Genomic DNA, 24089 nt, shown 5'->3' with positions numbered 1-24089 from the left:
GCGCCGGCGGGGCCGGTGCCGAGCCGGGAGTTGCCGCGACGGCCGGTGCGGAGCCGGGCCTGGCACCGGACGGCACGCCCGGCGGTGCCACGCTGGACGGCGCCGCGTCCGGGAACGTCCCGTTGGACGGAGACCCAACGAGCGTTGTCCCGCAGGGTGGCTCCCCGGCAAGCGGTTCCGTGTCCGGTGGGAGCCCGGCAGTCCGTGCTGTCGCCGGCAGTACGGGGGGTACGTCCGTGCCCGGCGTCATCCCGGCGCGCACCCGGCCCGTGGACCCGCCCGGTTCGGCCGTGCGGGCGGTCGGCGCTCCGGATTCCCCGGTCGGCGACTTCGGCGCGTTCGTACGCCGCTCGCACCGGGCCGGCCGACTCGTCGTGCAGCCCCGCATGGGGTTCGGCGACCCAGCGACCATGCGCGAAGGGCTGCTCGCCACCCGGCGTGCCGACGCCACCACCGTCGGCACCCTCACCCTGGACAGCTACACCCGGGTCGGGGACCTCGCCGCGATCGAGACGGCGCTGCGGGAAGGCATCGGCCTCAACGGCTTCCCCATTGTCAGTTACGACGTCGAGACCACCCGTTCGGTACTGCGCGACGTGCTCTCCGACGACTTCCCGGTGCAGGTCAGGCACGGCTCCGCGGTGCCGTTCGACATCTTCGTCGCCCTGATGCGGGCCGGGCTCAGCGCCACCGAGGGCGGCCCGGTCTCATACTGCCTGCCGTACGGCCGTACCCCGCTCGACGAGTCGATGCGCAACTGGCAGCGCAGCGGCACCCTGTTCGCACAGCTTCGCGAGTGGGGCGCCAATCCCCACATGGAGACCTTCGGCGGCTGCATGCTGGGCCAGCTGTGCCCGCCGAGCATGCTCGTCGCCGTCAGCGTCCTGGAGGCGCTGTTCTTCCACCGTCTCGGGATCGGCGACCTGTCCGTCAGCTACGCCCAGCAGACCAATGGCGCGCAGGACCGCGAAGCGGTGCTCGCGCTCCGCAGGCTGTGCGCGGAGCTGCTGCCTGACGCCGACTGGCACGTAGTGATCTACGCCTACATGGGTGTGTATCCCACGACGCCCGAGGGCTGCTACCGGCTGCTCGGCCAGGCCGCCGAACTCGCGGTCAGCACCGGCTCGGAACGGCTGATCGTCAAGACCGTCGCCGAGGCCCGGCGCATCCCCACCATCGCCGAGAACGTGGCCGCGCTGGAGCACGCCGACCGAGTGGCCCGCACGACCGTAGCCACCGGAGCCCCAGGGGTGCCGGCTGCCACGGCCACCGCGGCCGCGGAAGCCGCGACGCAGGATTCGCAGACGTACGCCGAGGCGCGCTCGCTCGTCGACGCGGTGCTGAACAGCCACCCGGACCTGGGCCACGCCCTGCTGCTCGCGTTCAAGCGCGGTTACCTGGACATTCCCTACTGCCTGCATCCGGACAACGCCGGCCGCAGTCGTAGCCACATCGACGGCGACGGCTGGCTGCGCTGGGCCGACACCGGATCGCTGCCCCTTGACGGCCTGGTGGGCAGCCGCCGGGCCCGTCCCGTCACCTCCTCAGACCTGCTCGAAGCGCTGTCCTTCGTGCAGCGCAGCTACGACCAACCGTTCCTGTACGGGGACCGGCCGCTGTCCTGACCGCCCACCGGTCCGGCCCGTGCCCCCGTCCTTCCCCGTCCGTCCCTCCCCGCCTTGTTCCTCGCCCGCGGAATTCTTTTTGGAGTGCACCGAATGACCGAGTCTGAGAACGTTCTTTCCGAGTCCGGTGGCAAGCCGAGGAGCAAGCCGGAGGCGCCACAGTCCGCTCTGGTGCGGCGGCTCACGGGGCTGACCGCGGCCGAGCAGGAACGCGCCGTACTGGAGATCGTGCACGATCAGACCGTCGCCGCGCTGCGCCGGGCCCGTCCGGAAACGAAGGACGCGGTGGACACCGCACGCCCGTTCCTGGAGCTGGGTTTCGACTCGCTGGCGGCAGTGGACCTGCACACCCGGCTGTCCGCGGCCACCGGCCTGGAACTGCCCATCACAGCGGTCTACGACCACCCCACCCCGGTCGAACTGAGCCGCTTCGTACGCACCAAGGCCCTCGGCCTGACCCCCGAGCCCGTCGCCGCGGCCGTCCGGCAGACATCGGGGGACGACGACGACCCCATCGCGATCATCGGCATCGGCTGCCACTACCCCGGCGGTGTCAACTCCCCCGAGGACTTCTGGGCGTTGATGGCCGAGGGCCGTGAGGTGCTCTCGGACTTCCCCACCGACCGCGGCTGGGACGTTCCCGGCATGTTCGACCCGGACCCGGACCAGCCTGGCAAGTCGTACGTCGACAAGGGCGGCTTCCTTGCGAACGCGGCCGATTTCGACGCGGACTTCTTCAAGATCAGCCCCCGCGAGGCGCTGGCGATGGACCCGCAGCAACGCCTGATCCTGGAAACCTCCTGGGAAGCGCTGGAGCGCGCCGGGATCAACCCGGCCTCGCTCCGGGGCAGCCGGACCGGTGTCTTCTTCGGCGCCGAGGTGCATGAGTACGGCACCCGGGTGCACCAAGCCCCGCTGGGCCTCGACGGCTACCTGATGACCGGCAACGCGCCCAGCGTCGCGTCCGGCCGCGTCTCGTACACCCTGGGTCTGGAAGGCCCGGCCGTGACGGTGGACACGGCGTGCTCAGGCTCGCTGGTCTCCATGCACCTGGCGGCCCAGTCGCTGCGCAACGGCGAGTGCTCACTCGCCCTGGTCGGCGGCGTAGCCGTCATGGGCAGCCCCGGCATGTTCACCGCGTTCAGCCGGCAGCGCGGTCTCGCGGCCGACGGCCGCTGCAAGGCCTTCGCCGAAGCCGCGGACGGCACCGGATTCGCCGAGGGCGCCGGCGTGTTCGTGGTGGAGCGCCTGTCGGACGCACGGCGCAACGGTCACCGGGTGATGGCGGTACTGCGCGGCAGCGCGGTCAACCAGGACGGCGCCAGCAACGGCCTCACCGCGCCGAACGGCCCGTCGCAGCAGCGGCTGATCCTGCAGGCCCTGGCCAACGCGGGACTGAGCCCGGCCGATGTGGACGCGGTCGACGCGCACGGTACGGGAACGAAGCTCGGCGACCCGATGGAGGCCCAGGCGATCTTGGCGACGTACGGTCAGGAACGGCCCGCCGACCGGCCGTTGCGACTCGGGTCGGCCAAGTCCAATCTCGGGCACACGCAGGCCGCCGGCGGTGCGGCCAGCGTGATCAAAATGGTGCTGGCCATGCAGTACGGCATGCTGCCCAAGACGCTGCACGTGGATGCTCCGAGCCATCACGTCGACTGGTCGGCAGGTGAGGTGGAACTGCTCACCGAGGCCATGCCGTGGGACGCCCCGGACGGACGGCCGCGCCGGGCGGGCATCTCCGCGTTCGGCATCAGCGGTACGAACGCGCACGTGATCATCGAAGAGGCACCGCAGGAGCAGGCGGCAAAGACCCCGGAGCGGCAGGACTCCACGGACCCGGCAGCGCTGCCGCTGGTTCTCAGCGCCCGTACGAGCGACGCGCTCAGCGCGCAGGCGGCGGGGCTGTTGGGCCTGATGGGGCGTGTGGATGCTCCGGATCCGGTGGACGTGGGTGTCGCGCTGGCGACGACGCGCGCGCAGCTGGAGCACCGTGCGGTGGTCGCGGGCGCCGGGCGCGATGAACTGGTCGCAGGGCTGCGGGCACTGGCTGCCGGCGAGCCTGCGCCGGGTGTAGTCAGCGGGGCCGCGGCTGAAGGCCGGCTGGCGTTCCTGTTCACGGGGCAGGGTGCGCAGCGGGTCGGTATGGGTCGTGAACTGGCCGCCGTTTTCCCGGTGTTCGCGACCGCGCTGGACGAGGCGTGCGGTCATCTCGACCTTCAGCTGGAACGGCCCTTGAAGGATGTGCTGTTCGCTGAGGCGGGGTCGGCGGAGGCTGCGCTGCTGGATCGTACGGAGTACGCGCAGCCGGCGCTGTTCGCGGTGGAGACGGCGCTGTTCCGGCTGGTGGAGTCGTGGGGTGTGCGGCCCGATGTGCTGGCCGGGCATTCGATCGGTGAGATCGGTGCGGCGCACGCGGCCGGAGTGTTCTCGTTGGCGGACGCGTGTGCGCTGGTCGCGGCGCGCGGCCGGCTGATGCAGGCGCTGCCCGAGGGCGGGGTGATGGCGGCCGTGCAGGCCACCGAGGAGGAGGTCCGCGCGCTGCTCGACGGGGTCGGGGACGCCGCGGTCGCGGCGGTCAACGGGCCGCGCGCGGTGGTGGTTTCCGGGGCTGCGGCCTCCGTGGAGGGGGTGGTGGAGGCGGTACGGGCGCAGGACGGCAAGACATCCCGGCTGAAGGTCTCGCACGCCTTCCACTCACCCCTGATGGACCCGATGCTCGACGAGTTCCGGCAGATCGCCCAGGTGCTGGACTACACCGAGCCTCGTATCCCGGTCGTCTCCAACGTGACCGGACGTACCGCCAAGTCGGGAGAGCTCACGTCCCCCGAGTACTGGGTGTCGCATGTTCGCGAAGCGGTCCGGTTCGCGGACGGGATACGGGCCCTGGCCGACGAGGGTGTGACGACGTTCCTTGAGGTCGGCCCGGACGCCGTCCTCACCGCCATGGCCCCCGGCGCGCTGCCCGACGACTCCACGGCGGTGTTCGTCCCGCTGCTGCGCCGCAACCGCCCCGAGCAGCCAGAAACCCTCACTGCCCTGGCCCGGCTGTGGGCCGGCGGCCACCCCGTCCACTGGACCGCCCTCCACACCGGCAACCCGACCCGCCCTGTCAACCTCCCCACTTACCCCTTCCAACGCCGGCGTTACTGGCTGGACGCCGTCCCTGACACCGGCGACGTCACCACCCTGGGCCAGGCCCCCGCGGACCACCCGCTGCTCGGCGCCCTCATCACCGCCCCTGGCACCAACACGACCGTCCTCACCGGACGCATCAGCACGCAGAGTCACGCCTGGCTGGCCGACCACGCCATCATGGGCACCACCCTCCTGCCCGGCACCGCCTTCGTCGAGCTCGCCCTCCACGCCGGCCACCACACCCACACTCCCCACCTCGAAGAACTCACCCTCCACGCGCCCCTCGCACTCCACCCCGACCAGCACACCGATCTGCGCATCCAGACCAACGCCCCCGACCACACCCTCACCATCCACTCCCGCCCCCACGGCGCCGCGGACGCGACACCCTGGACCCTCCACGCCACGGGCAGCCTCAATTCTGAACTCCCCGTACCCGGCGCCGAATTCGATCTGGCCAGCTGGCCGCCGCCGGGCGCCAGGCCCATCCCCCTCCACGACACGTACGAACAGCTCGCCGCCCAGGGCTACCACTACGGCCCCTACTTCCAGGGGCTCAAGGCCGCTTGGCAGCAGGGCAGCGAAATCTTCGCCGAAGTGGCTCTCCCCGAAGAGGCGCACGGCGACGCCGGTGCGTTCGGTCTCCACCCGGCCCTACTCGACGCCGCACTCCACGCCACGGACCTCGGCCAGAGCGACGATCCTGAGGGCGCTCGGCAGACGGCTCTGCCTTTCGCGTGGAGCGGCGTCTGCGTCTACGCGACAGGCGCGACCTCCCTGCGCGTACGCATCACCCCGGCGGGCAACGACGGCGTACGTCTCCACCTCGCCGACCCGACGGGTCAACCCGTCGCCGTGGTCGAGCAGTTGGCCATGCGTCCCGTGTCGGCCGACCAGATCGCGGCGGCCCGCGACGGCGCCGACACGCCGCTCTACGTCGTGGAATGGAACACGCTGCCTGTCGCCGCGGACCAGGCGGACCCCGGTGTTACGAGCTGGGCGGCGCTCGGCGAGCGGGCGACACAGTGGGAGTGGACCGGCGCCACGACGCACACCGACCTGGCAGCCCTCGCCGCGGAGGCCGACGCGGTGCCCGATGTCGTCGTACTGACCTGCCCGGAAGGGCCGGGCGCCGCCGACATGCCGGAGCGGCTGCGCGAAGCCACCGGCGGTGTGCTGACGGCCCTTCAGGAGTGGCTGGCCGACGAGCGGTTTTCGTCCTCCCAGTTGGTGGTGGTGACCCGAGGCGCGGTCGGCCCCCGTGACGGGCTCGATGAGCCGGTGGACCTCGCGGGTGCGGCCGTGTGGGGTTTGGTGCGTTCCGCGCAGGCCGAACACCCGGACCGTTTCGCCCTGTTGGACTGGGACGGCACACAGCCTCCGCTCCCCCGGCTCGCCGCAATTCTGTCCGGTGGTGAGCCGGAACTGGCCCTGCGCAACGGCGAAACCTACGTACCCCGCCTCGTACGAGCCACCACACCCCACCCCGACACCTCAACCACCCCCGCCCTCACCGGTTTCGAGGACTGGGGCCCCGAAGACACCCTCCTCATCACCGGCGGCACCGGCGGACTCGCCACCCTCATCGCCGCACACCTCATCACCCACCACCACATCAAAAACCTCACCCTCGCCAGCCGACAAGGACCCCACGCACCAAACGCCACCCAACTCACCCAACACCTCACCCAACTCGGCGCCCACATCACCCTCACCACCTGCGACGTCAGCAACCCCACCCAACTCACCCAACTCATCAACAACACCCCCCACCTCAAAGGCATCATCCACACCGCAGGAACCCTCAACGACGCCACCCTCACCAACCAAACCCCCCACCACCTCAACACCACCCTCACCCCCAAAGCAGACGCCGCCTGGCACCTCCACCACACCACCCAACACCTCAACCTCACCCACTTCATCCTCTACTCCAGCGCAGCCGCCACCCTCGACGGCGCAGGACAAGCCAACTACGCCGCCGCCAACGCCTTCCTCGACGCCCTCGCCACCCACCGCCACACCCAGAACCAACCCGCACACTCCCTCGCCTGGGGACTCTGGAACACCAACCACGGCATGGCCACACACCTCACCCAAACCAACCTCAACCGCATGAACAACGGCCCCCTCCTCCCCCTCACCACCACCCAAAACCTCACCCACTTCGACACCGCCCTCACCACCACCAACCACCCCACCCTCCTCCCCATCAAACTCAACCCCCACCACCCCACCCAACACCTCCTCCACACCCTCCACCCCACAACACCCACCCGCCCCACCGCACACACCACCACCCACACCACCACCGGCTCCGAACTCGCCACCCGGCTGCACCGCCTGGACGCGACGGAGCGCGAGCGCGCCCTGCTGGACCTCGTACGCACGCACGTCGCCGGAGTGCTGCACCACGACACCGCGAGCGCCGTCGACGCCCGGCGCGCGTTCACCGAGATCGGTTTCGACTCGCTCTCCGCCGTGGAACTGCGCAACAGGCTGAACAAGGCGACCGCCCTGCGGCTGCCCGCGACTCTCGTCTTCGACTACCCGACACCGCAGGCACTCGCCGAGTACCTGGGCGACAAGCTCTTCGGCGCGGCCCCGGCCTCGACCGCGACCCCGGTCGTCCCGTCCGGTGCGGCCCCCGACGAGCCCATCGCCATCGTCGGCATGAGCTGCCGCTTCCCCGGTGGCGTCAACTCCCCTGAAGACCTCTGGCAGTTGCTCGCTGAAGGACGCGACGGCATCTCGCCCTTCCCCGAAGACCGCGGCTGGAACGTCGACGACATCTATGACCCGGAGCCCGGCAAGTCCGGCAAGACCTACTCACGTGAGGGCGGTTTCCTGCACGACGCGGCGGACTTCGACGCCGAGTTCTTCGGCATCTCCCCCCGCGAAGCACTGGCCACCGACCCCCAGCAACGCCTGCTCCTGGAAGCATCCTGGGAAGCACTCGAACGCGCCGGACTCGACCCCCACACCCTGCGCGGCAGCCGCACCGGCGTCTTCGCCGGCATCATGTACCACGACTACGCCTCCCGCCTCGGCAACTCCCCACTCCCCGAAGGCGTCGACACCTACCTCGGCAACGGCAGCCTCGGCAGCGTCGCCTCCGGCCGCATCTCCTACACCCTCGGCCTCGAAGGCCCCGCGGTGACGGTGGACACCGCGTGCTCGTCGTCGCTGGTGGCACTGCACTGGGCAATCCAGGCGCTGCGCAACGGCGAATGCTCGCTGGCCCTGGCCGGCGGCGCGACCGTGATGTCCACGCCTGACACCTTCATCGACTTCAGCAGGCAGCGCGGTCTGGCGCACGACGGCCGCATCCGTTCTTTCTCCGACTCGGCCGACGGCACCGGCTGGGGCGAGGGTGTCGGCATGCTGCTGGTGGAGCGGCTCTCCGACGCCCAGCGCAACGGACACCACGTACTGGCAGTCGTACGAGGCAGCGCCGTCAACCAGGACGGCGCAAGCAACGGCCTCACCGCACCCAACGGCCCCTCACAACAACGCGTCATCCACCAAGCCCTCCACAACGCCCGCCTCAACCCCACCGACATCCACGCCGTCGAAGCACACGGCACCGGCACCGTCCTCGGCGACCCCATCGAGGCACAAGCACTCCTCGCCACCTACGGCCAGAACCGCCCCGCCGAAAGCCCCCTGCGGCTCGGCTCCATCAAGTCGAACCTGGGACACACCCAAGCCGCCGCGGGCGTGGCCGGAATCATCAAGATGGTCATGGCGATGCGCCACGGCATACTGCCCAAGACCCTGCACGTGGACGAGCCGTCATCGAAGGTGGACTGGACGTCCGGACAGGTGGAACTACTCACCGAGGCGATGGCCTGGGAGAGCGAGGGGCCGCGAAGGGCGGGCGTCTCGTCGTTCGGGATCAGCGGCACCAACACCCACGTGATCATCGAAGAGGCACCGCAGGAGGAGACGGCGGCGGAACCTCGGGATGCTGAGGTGCCGGTGCTGCCGCTGGTGTTCAGTGCCCGGACCGATGGCGCACTGCGGGCGCAGGCAGCCGGCCTGCTGGACCTGCTGGAGGGGACGGACGCCCCCGAGCCAGTGGATGTCGGGCTCGCACTGGCCACGACCCGCGCGCAGCTGGAACGCCGCGCGGTCATCACCGGTGCAGGGCGCGATGAGCTGCTCGCCGGACTGCGGACACTCGCGGCCGGCGAGGAAGCGGCAGGGACCGTACTGGGCACGCAGGTTGAGGGGCGGCTGGCGTTCCTGTTCACCGGACAGGGCGCGCAGCGCACCGGAATGGGCCGTGAACTCGCCGAGGTCTTCCCGGTGTTCGCGGCCGCACTCGACGAGGTGTGCGCACACCTCGACCCGCTGCTGGAACGGCCGCTGAAGGACGTGCTGTTCGCGGCGGAGGGCTCGGCGGAGGCTGCACTGCTGGACCGTACGGAGTACACCCAGCCGGCCCTGTTCGCCATCGAGACTGCGCTGTTCCGGCTGGCCGAGTCGCTGGGGGTACGCCCCGACCTGCTGGCCGGGCACTCCATCGGCGAGATCAGCGCCGCGCACGCGGCCGGAGTGTTCTCGCTGGCCGACGCGTCTGCTCTGGTCGCGGCGCGCGGCCGCCTGATGCAGGCGCTGCCCGACGGCGGTGTGATGGCGGCCGTCCAGGCCACCGAGGACGAGATCCTCACCATTCTCGACGGAGTCGAGGACGCGGCCATCGCCGCCGTCAACGGACCCCGCGCGATCGTGGTCTCCGGCGCTGCGGCCTCCGTGGAGAAGGTGGTGGAGGCAGTACGGGCGCAGGGCGGCAAGACGTCGCGTCTGAAGGTCTCGCACGCCTTCCACTCCCCGCTGATGGACCCGATGCTGGACAAGTTCCGCACGGTGGTGTCGGGCCTCAGCTACAGCGAGCCCCGTACCCCGGTCGTCTCGACCGTCACCGGACGCACCGCCATGGCAGGGGAACTCACCTCACCCGACTACTGGGTGTCCCATGTCCGCGAGGCGGTCCGCTTCGCCGACGGCGTGCAGACTCTGGCCGGCGAAGGCGTCACGACGTTCCTGGAGGTCGGCCCGGACACGGTCCTGACCACCATGGCCCCCGACGCCCTGCCCGACGACACCACGGCCGCATTCATCCCGCTCCTGCGTCGCAACCGCCCCGAGGAGGCCGAGACCCTCACAGCGCTGGCCCGCCTCTGGACCGTCGGCCACACCGTCCACTGGCCGGCCCTGCACACCACAGGAACCGCCCGGCACGTCGACCTCCCCACCTACCCCTTCCAGCGCCGGCACTACTGGATCAACGCGGTGGCCGAGCAGGCCGACGTGTCCGCCTCCGGCCTCGCTCCCGCGCAGCACCCGCTGCTCGGCGCCGCCATCACGCTGCCGGAGTCGAGTGCGGTGGTCCTGACGGGACGCATCGGTCTCCAGACCCACCCGTGGCTCGCCGACCACGCCGTCATGGGCACCACCCTCCTGCCCGGCACCGCTTGCGTCGAACTCGCCCTGCGGGCGGGCGACCAGGTGGGTTGCGGCCTGCTGGAAGAGCTCACCCTCGAAGTGCCGCTCGTCCTTCCGCCGCAGGGCGCCTGCGACCTCCGGGTGTCCGTGGGTGAGCCCGACGAGTCCGCACGGCGGCCGGTCAACGTGTACTCGCGAGTCCAGGACGCGGCCCCTGCCGACGCCTGGACCCGGCACGCCAGCGGTCTGCTCGCCGTCGGCGCGAGCGCGTCCCGCTCCGGGGCCGATCTGAGCGTATGGCCGCCCGAGGGCGCCGCCCCCGTCGATGTGAGTGAGCTCTACTCGACGCTGGCCGCCGACGGCCTGGAGTACGGCCCGGTGTTCCGGGGCCTGCGCGCCGCCTGGCGCCGGGACGGTGACGTCTTCGCCGAAGTTGCCCTGCCCGAAGAGGCGCACGGCGACGCCGGTGCGTTCGGTCTCCACCCGGCCCTCCTCGACGCCGCACTCCACGCCACCGAGCTGGTGGGCGGCGACAGCCGGCAGCTCGGACGCGGCGCGGCCCTGCCGTTCGCGTGGAGCGACGTGTCGCTGCACGCCTCGGGGGCGACCGCGCTGCGGATCCGGGTCGCGGCGGTCGACGGCAGTGCGGACACGACGTCGCTGGACCTGGCCGACGCGGCCGGAGCACCGGTGGCAACCGTCCGCTCGATGGTCGCCCGGCCGGTGTCTGCCGAGCAGATCGCGACGGCGCGTGGCGGTTCGCTGCCGCTGTACCACATGGAGTGGACCCCGATCCCGACGGAAGGCGCGAGCGAGGGTACCGGCACCAGTTGGGCGGTGCTCGGTCCGGATGCTGACAAGTGGGCCTGGGCAGGCCTGACTTCGTACCCGGACCTGGCTTCGCTCGGCGATGCGGTGCCACCGGTGGTGCTGCTGCCGTGCCCGGTCGTCGAGTTCGACGCCACGGACCCGGACGGCAGGACGACGATGCCGGAGCGGCTTCGTGAGGTCCTCGGCGATGTGCTGGGCACTCTGCAGCAGTGGCTGGCGGAGGAGCGGCTGTCGTCCTCGCGGCTGGTCGTCGTGACTCAGGACACGGATGGCCCGGGAAGCCTGATCAATGCGGCGGTGGGGGGGCTGGTCAGGTCGGCCCAGGAGGAGAATCCGGGCTGCTTCGTACTGGCCCGCTGGGACGGCTACGAGGCCTCGGCCCGTCACTTCCCGGCCGCGGTCGCCAGTGGTGAGCCGCAGGTTTCGGTCCAGTCGGACGGTGTGTACGCGGCCCGGCTGGGACGCGTCGCACCCGATGTGACGGCCGCCGACTCACCCGCCCTCACCGGTTTCGAGGACTGGGGCCCCGAAGACACCCTCCTCATCACCGGCGGCACCGGCGGACTCGCCACCCTCATCGCCGCACACCTCATCACCCACCACCACATCAAAAACCTCACCCTCGCCAGCCGACAAGGACCCCACGCACCAAACGCCACCCAACTCACCCAACACCTCACCCAACTCGGCGCCCACATCACCCTCACCACCTGCGACGTCAGCAACCCCACCCAACTCACCCAACTCATCAACAACACCCCCCACCTCAAAGGCATCATCCACACCGCAGGAACCCTCAACGACGCCACCCTCACCAACCAAACCCCCCACCACCTCAACACCACCCTCACCCCCAAAGCAGACGCCGCCTGGCACCTCCACCACACCACCCAACACCTCAACCTCACCCACTTCATCCTCTACTCCAGCGCAGCCGCCACCCTCGACGGCGCAGGACAAGCCAACTACGCCGCCGCCAACGCCTTCCTCGACGCCCTCGCCACCCACCGCCACACCCAGAACCAACCCGCACACTCCCTCGCCTGGGGACTCTGGAACACCAACCACGGCATGGCCACACACCTCACCCAAACCAACCTCAACCGCATGAACAACGGCCCCCTCCTCCCCCTCACCACCACCCAAAACCTCACCCACTTCGACACCGCCCTCACCACCACCAACCACCCCACCCTCCTCCCCATCAAACTCAACCCCCACCACCCCACCCAACACCTCCTCCACACCCTCCACCCCACAACACCCACCCGCCCCACCGCACACACCACCACCCACACCACCACCGTTGATCCCTCCTCGCTGGAGCAGCGGCTGGCACCGCTCGCCGACGACGAGCGCCGCCTCCTGCTGGAGGACATGATCTGCGTCGAGGTGGCCGCGGTGCTCGGGTACGCCGACGCCTCGTCGCTCGACCCGGCGCGGTCGTTCCAGGAGTCCGGATTCGACTCGCTCACCGCGGTGGAGCTGCGCAACAGGCTCAAGAAGACCACCGGTCAGCGCCTGTCCGCCACGCTGGTCTTCGACTACCCGACGCCCCAGACCCTGGCGAGCTACCTGCTGGAGGAACTGCTGCCGGAGATCGAGGAGATCCGGGCGCAGCAGCAGGTGCCGGCGGCGGACGGGAACGAGGACAACGAGGACGAGGACACGCTGCGCCGGGTGCTCGGCTCGGTGCCGCTGGCCCGTATCAGGGAAGCCGGCCTGCTGGACGCACTGCTGGCGCTGGCCCCGTCCGGGCTCCCGGCACAGAGTGCGGAAGCGGCGCACCGGAATGCCGAGGCCGAAGGCGACCAGAGCGACGCGATCCTGGCGATGGACATCGAGGACCTCGTACGCGAGGCGTTCGAGCGCAGCGACTCCGAACAGCCTGAGTGACCGCGCGCGGGCTCCGGCCCCGCCAGTTCCACCGTCCCTGCCGTCCCCGTCGTCTCCGGTTCCACCGGGGTCGACGGGGACGGGGCACTGTCCGGACGAGGGGACGGAGCACCGTCCGGGCGAAGCGACTCAAGTGACACGAGCGACCGAGGAGTGCGAGTGACGACCGTGGATACACCTGTCCAGAAGATCGCAGAGGCGCTGCGCAAATCGCTGCTGGAGAACGAGCGGCTGCGCCGGCGCTATGACGAGGCCACGGCCGCCGCTGCGGAGCCGGTGGCGATCGTGGGCATGAGCTGCCGCTTCCCGGGAGGGGTGGAGTCTCCGGAGGACCTGTGGTCGCTCGTCGACTCGGGCACCGACGCGATCACCGGGTTCCCGGACAACCGGGGCTGGGACCTCGACGGGGTGTACGACCCGGACGGCGTACGGCCGCACACCAGCTACACCGGGCAGGGCGGATTCCTGCACCGGGCGCCGGAGTTCGACCCGGCGTTCTTCGGGATGAGCCCGCACGAGGCGACCGCCACAGACCCCCAGCAACGACTGCTGCTAGAAGTCGCCTGGGAGGCGTTCGAGCGGGCCGGAGTCGATCCACACAGCCTGACGGGCAGCCGGACCGGGGTGTACGCAGGCGTCATGGCCACCGACTACCCGGTGCGGGTGGGCACGGTGCCCGAGGGTGCCGAAGGATTCATGGTCACCGGCACCGACGGCAGCATCGTGTCAGGACGGATCTCCTACACCCTCGGTCTGGAGGGGCCCGCCGTATCGATCGACACGGCGTGCTCGTCCTCGCTGGTGGCGCTCCACCTGGCCGTGCAGGCGCTGCGCCAGGGCACCTGCTCGCTGGCCCTGGCCGGCGGCGTCACCGTGATGTCCACGGCCCGTACGTTCGTGGAGTTCAGCCGGCAGCGCGGGCTGGCCCTCGACGGCCGCTGCCGGTCCTTCGCCGACGCCGCCGCCGGTACGGGCTGGGGCGAGGGCGCCGGCATGCTCGTACTGGAGAAGCTGTCCGACGCGCGCCGCAACGGCCGCCGCATCCTCGCGGTGGTACGCGGCTCCGCGCTGAACCAGGACGGTGCCAGCAACGGCCTCACCGCCCCGAACGGCCCCTCGCAGCAGCGGGTGATCCGCCAGGCCCTGGCCGACGCCGGTCTGTCCACCGGGGACGTCGACGTCGTGGAGGCGCACGGCACCGGCACCGTGCTCGGCGATCCCATCGAGGCACAGGCCCTGATGGCGACGTACGGCAAGGGGCGTCCGGCCGACAACCCGCTGTGGCTGGGCTCGGTCAAGTCGAACATCGGGCACACCCAGGCCGCCGCAGGCGTGGCCGGGGTGATCAAGTCGGTGATGGCGCTGCGGCACGGCATACTGCCCAGGACCCTGCATGTGGATGCTCCGTCCACCAAGGTGGACTGGGAGGACGGCGCGGTGAAGCTGCTCACCGAGCCGGTGCCGTGGCAGCGCGACCGCCCCCGCCGCGCGGGGGTTTCCTCCTTCGGCCTCAGCGGCACCAACGCGCACGTCATCATTGAGCAGGCGCCCGAAGCCGAAGCGCCCGCGGTGGCCGCGCCGGACACCTCGGCCGCGCTGCCCTACCTCATCACCGCGAAGAGCGCAGCGGCGCTGCGCGCCCAGGCCGACCGGCTCGCCGAGCGGGTCGCGGCCGACCTCGGACTGCGCCCCGCGGACCTCGGGCACTCCCTGGCGACCACCCGTGCCGCGCTGGAGCACCGGGCCGTGCTGGTCGCCGACGGCCGGGACAGCCTGCTGGCGGGGCTGCGGTGCACCGCCGACGGCGACACCCCGGACAACCTGGCGAGCGGCATCGCCGCCGGCCGGGCCAAGGTCGCGTTCGTCTTCCCCGGGCAGGGTTCGCAGTGGGCCGACATGGCCCTGGAACTGCTGGACCGGGCACCGGTGTTCGCCGAGCGGATACGTGCCTGCGCGGACGCCTTCAGCCCCTACGTCGACTGGGACCTGCTCGCCGTACTGCGGGGCGAACCTGACGCGCCCATCCTCGAACGCGTCGACGTGGTCCAGCCGGTGCTGTTCTCCGTGATGGTCTCGCTGGCCGAACTGTGGCACGCCAACGGTGTGAAGCCCGCCGCGGTGGTGGGCCATTCGCAGGGCGAGATCGCCGCGGCCTGCGTCGCGGGCGCCCTCTCCCTCGAAGACGCCGCCCGCGTGGTGACGCTGCGCAGCCAGGCCATCGCCCGCCGGCTGACCGGCCCCGGCGGCATGATGTCGGTGTCCTCCCCCGCCGAGCAGGTCGCCGAGCGGCTGCGCCGCTGGGACGGCCGACTGTCCGTCGCCGCGATCAACGGCGCCGGTTCGGTCGCCGTCTCCGGTGACTCCGACGCACTGGACGAGCTCCTCGCCGAGCTCCAGGCCGAGGACATCTGGGCGCGCAGGATCCCGGTCGACTACGCCTCGCACTCCGCCCATGTGGAGTCCATCGAGCAGGAGTTGCTGGAAGTACTGGCGGACATCACGCCCCGCCCCTCGCGCATCCCGTTCTACTCGACGGTGACCGCGTCGCTGATCGACACCGGCGAGCTCGACGCCTCGTACTGGTACCGCAATCTGCGGCAGACGGTGCGCTTCGAGGAGACCACCCGGGCCCTGCTCGCCGACGGCCACGGCGTCTTCGTCGAGGCCAGCCCGCACCCGGTGCTGTCCATGGGCATCCAGGAGACCGGCGAGGCGGCCGGGCGGCCCACCGCTGCCATCGGTTCGCTGCGCAGGCATGAGGGCGGCATGGACCGTTTCCTGCTCTCGCTCGGCGAGGCCTGGGTGCAGGGCGTGGCCGTGGACTGGGAGTCGTTGTTCACGCCGTACACCACGGCGTGGGTCGACCTGCCCACCTACCCGTTTCAGCGCCGGCCGTACTGGCCGCGACCGGACGCGGGCGGTGCGGATGTGACCTCGGCCGGGCTCGACGCCGCCGACCATCCGCTGCTGGGCGCGGTGGTGGGGCTGGCCGACGCGGACGGTGCGCTCCTGACCGGCCGGATCGGCCTCGACTCCCACCCGTGGCTGGCCGACCACGCGGCCGGCGGCACGGTACTGCTGCCCGGCACCGCGCTGGTGGAGCTCGCCGTACGCGCCGGTGACCAGGTCGGCTGCGGTCGGGTCGACGAACTCACCCTGACCGCACCGCTGTTGCTGTCCGAGAAGGGCGGCGTCCAGCTCCAGGTGTTCGTGGGCGTACCGGACGCGACCGGACGGCGACCGGTCGCCGTGCACTCGCGCCCGCTGACCGCCCCCGGAGCGGAGAACACCGACGGCGCCGAGACGGCATGGACGGGGCACGCCAGCGGCTTCCTCGTGTCCGAGACGGCGCCGGATGCGAGCGCGGCTGCCGACACGTCGGCCGTCTGGCCGCCCGAAGGCGCCACCGCGCTGGACGTGACGGACCTGTACGAGCGGCTCGCTGACCAGGGCTACGGCTACGGTCCTGCCTTCCAGGGGCTGCGCGCCGCCTGGCAGCACGGCGACGAGGTGTTCGCGGAAATCGCCCTGCCCGAGGACGCCCGCGCCGAGGCCGCCAGGTTCGGACTGCACCCGGCGCTGCTGGACGCGGCCCTGCACGCCGCGGGCCTCGGCCCGTTCGACACTTCTTCCGACACCTCCGACGGACAGATCCGGCTGCCCTTCAGCTGGAGCGGCGTGAGCCTGCGAGCCGTGGGCGCGGCCGCACTGCGGGTACGGGTCTCCCCGGCCGGCGACGACGCGGTGAGTCTGCGTCTGGCGGACGCGACGGGAGCGCCGGTCGCATCCGTCGACGCGCTGATGCTGCGTCCGGTCGCGCTCGGCGGACTGTCGGCCACCCCGGCACCGCACCGCGACTCCCTGTTCCAGGTGGAGTGGCAGGCGGCGGCGAAGGCGGGCGAAGCGGCATCGGCACGCGCGGTGCCCTGGGCTCTCCTGTCCGAGGACGAAACCGCAGATTCTGCCGTGTCCGCCGCGCTGCTGCCGGCCGGCGACGCAACGCGCACCGACGGGCCGGACGGGCCGGCACCGGAGGTGCTGGTTCTCCCCTGCCCGCCGGTCGACATCACGGACGCGGAGCGGGTGCCGCAGCGACTGCGCGAAGTGCTGGGCACCGTGCTGGCCGCACTGCAGCAGTGGTCGGCCGAGGACCGGCCGGTCTCTTCCCGGCTGGCCGTGGTCACCCAGGGCGCCGCAGGCCCCGAGGGGCTGCCGGTGGACGTCGTCGGTGCGTCGGTGTGGGGTCTGGTGCGCGCCGCACAGGCCGAGACGCCGGACTGCTTCGTCCTGGTCGATTCGGACGGCACGCCGGAGTCCGCGCGGCAGCTCGCCGCCGCGGTGGTGTCGGGTGGTGAGCCGGAACTGGCCCTGCGCAACGGCGAAACCTACGTACCCCGCCTCGTACGAGCCACCACACCCCACCCCGACACCTCAACCACCCCCGCCCTCACCGGTTTCGAGGACTGGGGCCCCGAAGACACCCTCCTCATCACCGGCGGCACCGGCGGACTCGCCACCCTCATCGCCGCACACCTCATCACCCACCACCACATCAAAAACCTCACCCTCGCCAGCCGACAAGGACCCCACGCACCAAACGCCACCCAACTCACCCAACACCTCACCCAACTCGGCGCCCACATCACCCTCACCACCTGCGACGTCAGCAACCCCACCCAACTCACCCAACTCATCAACAACACCCCCCACCTCAAAGGCATCATCCACACCGCAGGAACCCTCAACGACGCCACCCTCACCAACCAAACCCCCCACCACCTCAACACCACCCTCACCCCCAAAGCAGACGCCGCCTGGCACCTCCACCACACCACCCAACACCTCAACCTCACCCACTTCATCCTCTACTCCAGCGCAGCCGCCACCCTCGACGGCGCAGGACAAGCCAACTACGCCGCCGCCAACGCCTTCCTCGACGCCCTCGCCACCCACCGCCACACCCAGAACCAACCCGCACACTCCCTCGCCTGGGGACTCTGGACCCAGAACACCAACATGACCACCCATCTGACGACGGCAGACGTCGAGCAGATGGCAAAGTCCGGCGTGCGCGGCCTGTCCGGAGACGAAGGCCTCGCTCTCTTCGACACCGCCGTGTCCAGCGGGACGCCTGTCCTGCTGCCGATCCGGCTGGACCTCAAGGCGCTGCGCGAACGCCCCGGCGACCTGCCACCGCTGCTGAGCTCTCTGGTACGCCCCGTGACCCGGCGCTCCGTAGCGTCCGCGGCTGCGGACGGCGGCGACACGCTGGCCCACCAGCTCCTGCGGATGTCCGTGCCCGAACGCGACCGCCTGCTACTGGATCTGGTACGCACTCAGGTCGCCGGCATTCTCGGTCATGAGAGCGGCGACGCCGTCGACCCGGACCGCGCGTTCAAGGACCTGGGATTCGACTCGCTCGCCGCTGTGGCACTGCGCAACCGTCTCGGCACGGCGGCCGGAATCCGGCTGCCGGTCACCCTTGTCTTCGACCACCCCACACCGGTCGCCCTGGCGGAGTACCTCCGCACCGAACTGATCGGCACCGACGAGCCCCAGAACACCGGCCCGGTCGTCACCCCTGGCGCGGCCCCCGACGAGCCCATCGCCATCATCGGCATGAGCTGCCGCTTCCCCGGCGACGTCAACTCTCCCGAAGACCTTTGGGCGTTGCTCGCCGAGGGACGCGACGGCATCTCACCCTTCCCCGAAGACCGAGGCTGGAACATCGAGGAGATCTGCGACACCAGCGGGCTGGGGGCGAACACCAGTCACTCGCGCGAAGGCGGTTTCCTCTACGACGCGGCGGACTTCGACGCCGAGTTCTTCGGCATCTCCCCCCGCGAAGCACTGGCCACCGACCCCCAGCAACGCCTGCTCCTGGAAGCATCCTGGGAAGCACTCGAACGCGCCGGACTCGACCCCCACACCCTGCGCGGCAGCCGCACCGGCGTCTTCGCCGGCATCATGTACCACGACTACGCCTCCCGCCTCGGCAACTCCCCACTCCCCGAAGGCGTCGACACCTACCTCGGCAACGGCAGCCTCGGCAGCGTCGCCTCCGGCCGCATCTCCTACACCCTCGGCCTCGAAGGCCCCGCGATGAGCGTCGACACGGCGTGCTCATCGTCGCTGGTCGCACTGCACCTCGCGGTGCAGGCGCTGCGCAACGGCGAATGCTCGCTGGCCCTCGCCGGCGGGGTCTCGGTGATGTTCACGCCGGAAACGTTCATCGACTTCAGCAGGGCGCGAAATCTGGCACCGGACGGCAGGACGAAGGCGTTCGCCGGAGCGGCGGACGGCACGAGCCTCTCCGAGGGTGTCGGCATGCTGCTGGTGGAGCGGCTCTCCGACGCCCAGCGCAACGGACACCACGTACTGGCAGTCGTACGAGGCAGCGCCGTCAACCAGGACGGCGCAAGCAACGGCCTCACCGCACCCAACGGCCCCTCACAACAACGCGTCATCCACCAAGCCCTCCACAACGCCCGCCTCAACCCCACCGACATCCACGCCGTCGAAGCACACGGCACCGGCACCGTCCTCGGCGACCCCATCGAGGCACAAGCACTCCTCGCCACCTACGGCCAGAACCGCCCCGCCGAAAGCCCCCTGCGGCTCGGCTCCATCAAGTCGAACCTGGGACACACCCAAGCCGCCGCGGGCGTGGCCGGAATCATCAAGATGGTCATGGCGATGCGCCACGGCATACTGCCCAAGACCCTGCACGTGGACGAGCCGTCATCGAAGGTGGACTGGACGTCCGGACAGGTGGAACTACTCACCGAGGCGATGGCCTGGACTGGTGAAGAGCCCCGCCGTGCGGCGGTGTCGTCGTTCGGGATCAGTGGTACGAACGCGCACGTGATCCTGGAACAGGCACCGGCACCGGCCTCGGCCGAGACGGCCGGGCCGAAGCGCGGTGACACCACCGGGCCGGTGCTCTGGCCGGTGTCCGGCGCCAGCCCGGACGCGCTGCGCGCCCAGGCAGCCGGCCTGCTCAACCTCCTGGAACGCACCGACGCCCCCGCCCCGGCCGACATCGGCTACGCCCTGGCCGCCACCCGCGCACACCTGGAACACCGCGCCGTCATCACCGGCACCGACCTGGCAGAACTCAGCACCGGACTGCGCGCCCTGAGCCAGGACACCCCCGCCACCGAACTCGTCCGCGCAGTCGCCCGCACCAGCGGCAGGACCGCCTTCCTGTTCACCGGACAAGGCGCCCAACGCCCCGGTATGGGACGCGAACTCGCCGCAGCCTTTCCGGTGTTCGCGGCAGCCCTGGACGAGGTGTGCGGATACCTGGACCCCCTGCTGGACCACCCCCTGAAAGACGTGCTCTTCGCTCAGGAGGGTTCGGACCCGGCGGTGCTGCTGGACCGGACGGAGTACGCCCAGCCCGCCCTGTTCGCTGTCGAGACGGCCCTGTTCCGCCTGATGGAGTCGCTGGGTGTACGCCCTGATCTGCTGGCCGGGCACTCCATCGGCGAGATCAGCGCGGCGCACGCCGCCGGCGTGTTCTCCCTCGCCGACGCCTGCACCCTGGTCGCCGCGCGCGGCCGGCTCATGCAGGCCCTGCCCGACGGCGGCACCATGGCCGCCCTCCAGGCCACCGAAGACGATGTCCGCACCCACCTCAACGGCGTCGGCAACGCGGCGATCGCGGCGGTCAACGGCCCTCGCGCAGTGGTGGTCTCCGGCACGGCGGCCTCCGTCGACAAGGTCGTGGAGGCGGTACGCGCCCAGGGCGGCAAGACCTCGTACCTGAAGGTCTCGCACGCCTTCCACTCCCCGCTGATGGACCCGATCCTGGACGAGTTCCGCACGGTGGTGTCGGGCCTCGCCTACAGCGAGCCCCGTACCCCGGTCGTCTCGAACGTCACCGGACGCACCGCCACGCCGGGTGAGCTCACGTCCCCCGACTACTGGGTGACCCACGTCCGCGAAGCCGTCCGCTTCAACGACGCCATACGCGCCCTGGCCACCGAAGGCATCACCACCTACCTCGAAATCGGCCCCGACGCGGTCCTCACCGCCATGGCCCCCGACGCCCTCCCCGACGACACCACAGCCGTGTTCGTCCCGCTCCTGCGCCGCAACCGCCCCGAGCAGGCCGAGACCCTCACCGCCCTGGCCCGCCTCTGGACCAGTGGGCACACCGTCCACTGGCCCGCCCTGCACACCGGCCGCCCCACCCGCCCGGTCGACCTCCCCACCTACCCCTTCCAACGCCGGCGCTACTGGCTGGAGTCGGCCCCGGGCGCCGGCGACGTCACCACCCTCGGCCAGGCCTCCGCCCGTCACCCCCTGCTCGGCGCCGTACTCCACCGCGCCGGCACCGACGAATCCATCCTCACCGGCCGCGTCTCACTCCAGACCCACCCCTGGCTCGCCGACCACGCCATCGGGGACACTGTGCTCCTCCCCGGCACCGCTCTCGTCGAACTCGCCATCCACGCCGGTGACCACACCGGCACCCCCCACCTCGAAGAGCTCACCCTCCAGGCGCCGTTCGTTCTCGCCCCGGAGCAGGCTCTCCAGCTCCAGATCACGGTCGGGCCCCCTGACGCGTCCGACCGCCGCACCCTCACCATCCACTCACGCCCCCAGTCCGCGGACGCGGCCTGGACCCAGCACGCGGAAGGCACTCTTACCACCCAGTCCCCCACGCCCGACGCCGACTCCGCCCTCACCACGTGGCCGCCGGTCGGCGCCCTGCCCATCCCCCTGCACCACACCTACGAAGACCTCGCCACCCAGGGCTACCACTACGGCCCCGCCTTCCAGGGCCTCAAGGCCGCCTGGCACCATGACAACGCCGTCTACGCCGAAGTCGCCCTCCCCGAAGAGGCCCACGGCGATGTGGGCGCGTTCGGGCTGCACCCCGCCCTCCTCGACGCCGCACTCCACGCCGCCGACCTGGGCAGCGCCGACGTCCACGACGACGAACCCGAGCAGTCGGGCATGCTGCTCCCCTTCGCCTGGCAGGGCGTGACTCTCCACGCGTCCGGCGCGACGCGGCTGCGGGTGCGGATCAGCCGTACCGCCGCCAACGCGCTGTCCGTCGTCGCAGCCGACCCGCAGGGCGAGCCGGTCGCCTCCGTACAGTCCCTTGTGCTGCGTGCCCTCAGCACGGAACAGCTGCTCATCTCCAGCAGCGGCCCGCACGGTGGCCATCAGCCGCTGTACGGCGTGGACTGGCTGCCGGCTCCGCTGCCCGGACCGGCCGTCGGGAGCGCGGACGTCCTCACGATCCGTCCGGCCGGCGCGTACCCCGGAGCGGCCGAGTGGCTGGCGGGTGCCGAGGCGCTCCTGCCGGCCGAAATACCGGCCGACGTACTGGTCCACTGCGACGACGAGCCCGATGCCGGCGCCGCGTCGTCCGCAGCGGTACGCACCGCCACCGGCCGGGCCCTGATTCTGCTCCAGCGGTGGCTTACGGACGAACGGTTCGCCTCGTCCCGGATCGTCGTCGTCACCCGGCGCGCCGTCGCCGCGTCCCGTCCCGGCGAGGAGGCCGAGGACGTGCTCGACCTGGCAGGCTCGGCGGTCTGGGGCCTGGTGCGCGCGGTGCGCGAGGAGCACCCGGGCCGGGTGGCGCTGGTGGATGTGGACGGTACGCCGGAGTCACGGAAGGCGCTGTCGGCAGCCGTGTCGATCGGGGAGCCGGAGGTCGCCCTGCGTGGCGCTGCCGCGCTCGTCCCCCGGCTCGTACGCCTCGCCACCGGTGCGGACCGTACCGACCGCGCGAGCAGCCAACTCGACGCCGACGGAACCGTATTGGTCACCGGAGGAACGGGCGGCCTGGGCAGTGCCCTCGCCCGTCATCTCGTGACGGCACACGGCGTACGCCACCTGTTGCTGCTCAGCCGCCGCGGTCCGGCGGCCGAAGGGGCCGACAAGCTCGCCGCCCAACTGGCGGACCTCGGCGCGAGCGTCGACATCGTGGCCTGTGACGCGGCGGACGAGGACGAACTCTCCGCGGTCCTCGCGCGCATTCCGGCCACACGTCCGCTGACCGGCGTCGTGCATGCCGCCGGTGTACTGGACGACGCGACGCTGGCCTCGGTGACACCCGAGCAGTTCGAGACGGTACTGCGCCCCAAGGTGGACGCGGCGCTCAATCTTCACCGGCTGACGGCGGACGCGGAGCTGGCGGCGTTCGTGCTCTTCTCCTCCGCGGCGGGCACGCTCGGCGCGGCCGGGCAGGTCAACTACACCGCCGCGAACGCCTTCCTGGACGCGCTGGTCCAGCATCGGCGGGCGCAGGGGCTCACCGGGCTCTCGCTGGCCTGGGGTCTGTGGAACGCGGGGACGGGGATGGGCGACCAGCTCGCCGACGCCGATCTGCGCCGGATGGCGCGCTCCGGCATGCGGGCGCTCGCGGCGGACGAGGGCCTGGCCCAGTTCGACGCCGCGCTCGCTCGGGGCACGTCCGGGCGGCCGGTACTGCTGCCGATGGCTCTGGACATCGCCCGCGCCCGTACCGACAGCGGCACCGACGGCGTACCGGCGATGCTGCGCGCACTGGTACGGGCCCCGTCCCGCCGGGCCGTGGACAACGGCGGCGGAGCGGCGTCCGAGTCACAAGGCGCCCTACTGGTGAGCCAGTTGGCGTCGCTGTCGGCCGAGGAGCAGGAGCGGACGCTGCTGCACCTGGTACGCAGTCACACCGCCGAGGTGCTCGGTCACGCACGGGGCCAGGCACTTGATCCGCTGCGAGGGTTCGTGGAGCTGGGCTTCGACTCGCTGACGGCTCTGGAGCTGCGCAACCGGCTCGGCAGTGCCAGTGGGCTCCGGCTGCCGTCCACGCTGATCTACGACCACCCGACTCCGCTGGCCGCGGCCCGGCATTTGCGGGCCGAACTGGTCGACGACGGTGCCGCCCAGGGTTCGTCGCTGGAGGCGGAACTCGCCGGCCTGGAAGCCGCCATGAGCGGCGCCGCACCGGACGAGGCCGAGCACGCCAGGGTCGCGGCGCGGCTGCGGGCGCTGACGGCGCAGTGGGGCGAGGTCTCGGAGCCGGAAAGCCGGCAGACGCCGGCCGACGACCGGGCGGCGTTGGAGTCGGTCTCCGCCGATGAGCTGTTCGACATGCTCGACAGTGAGCTGGAAACCGACTGACCACGCGTCAGGCACATGGTG

Annotated in this window: 3 protein-coding genes; all 3 read left to right on the top strand. The window is 71.3% G+C overall.

What is annotated here, in order from left to right; translation table 11 throughout:
• Nucleotides 1–290: 290 nt before the first annotated feature.
• The 3 genes from OG611_RS38250 to OG611_RS38240 all read left to right on the top strand — a co-directional run bounded on the left by OG611_RS38250 (nucleotide 291) and on the right by OG611_RS38240 (nucleotide 24068).
• Nucleotides 291–1625, top strand: coding sequence for a methylaspartate mutase (locus tag OG611_RS38250; protein WP_266431445.1), 1335 nt, complete (start codon nucleotides 291–293; stop codon nucleotides 1623–1625).
• Nucleotides 1626–1718: 93 nt separating this feature from the next.
• A complete protein-coding gene (locus OG611_RS38245) occupies nucleotides 1719–12941 on the top strand; it encodes a type I polyketide synthase (RefSeq protein ID WP_266430963.1) in 11223 nt (3740 codons plus the stop codon).
• Nucleotides 12942–13100: 159 nt separating this feature from the next.
• A complete protein-coding gene (locus OG611_RS38240) occupies nucleotides 13101–24068 on the top strand; it encodes a type I polyketide synthase (protein ID WP_266430962.1) in 10968 nt (3655 codons plus the stop codon).
• Nucleotides 24069–24089 lie beyond the last annotated feature (21 nt).

The organism is Streptomyces sp. NBC_01363, assembly GCF_026340595.1.
Classification (GTDB): domain Bacteria; phylum Actinomycetota; class Actinomycetes; order Streptomycetales; family Streptomycetaceae; genus Streptomyces.
Note: the sequence above shows the minus strand (reverse complement) of the source record. Positions and strands in the feature narration are given on the sequence as shown.

Excerpts from the sequence above, each read along its gene's own strand:
- OG611_RS38245 (WP_266430963.1), top strand. The coding sequence starts at position 1,719 with ATGACCGAGTCTGAGAACGTTCTTTCCGAGTCCGGTGGCAAGCCGAGG.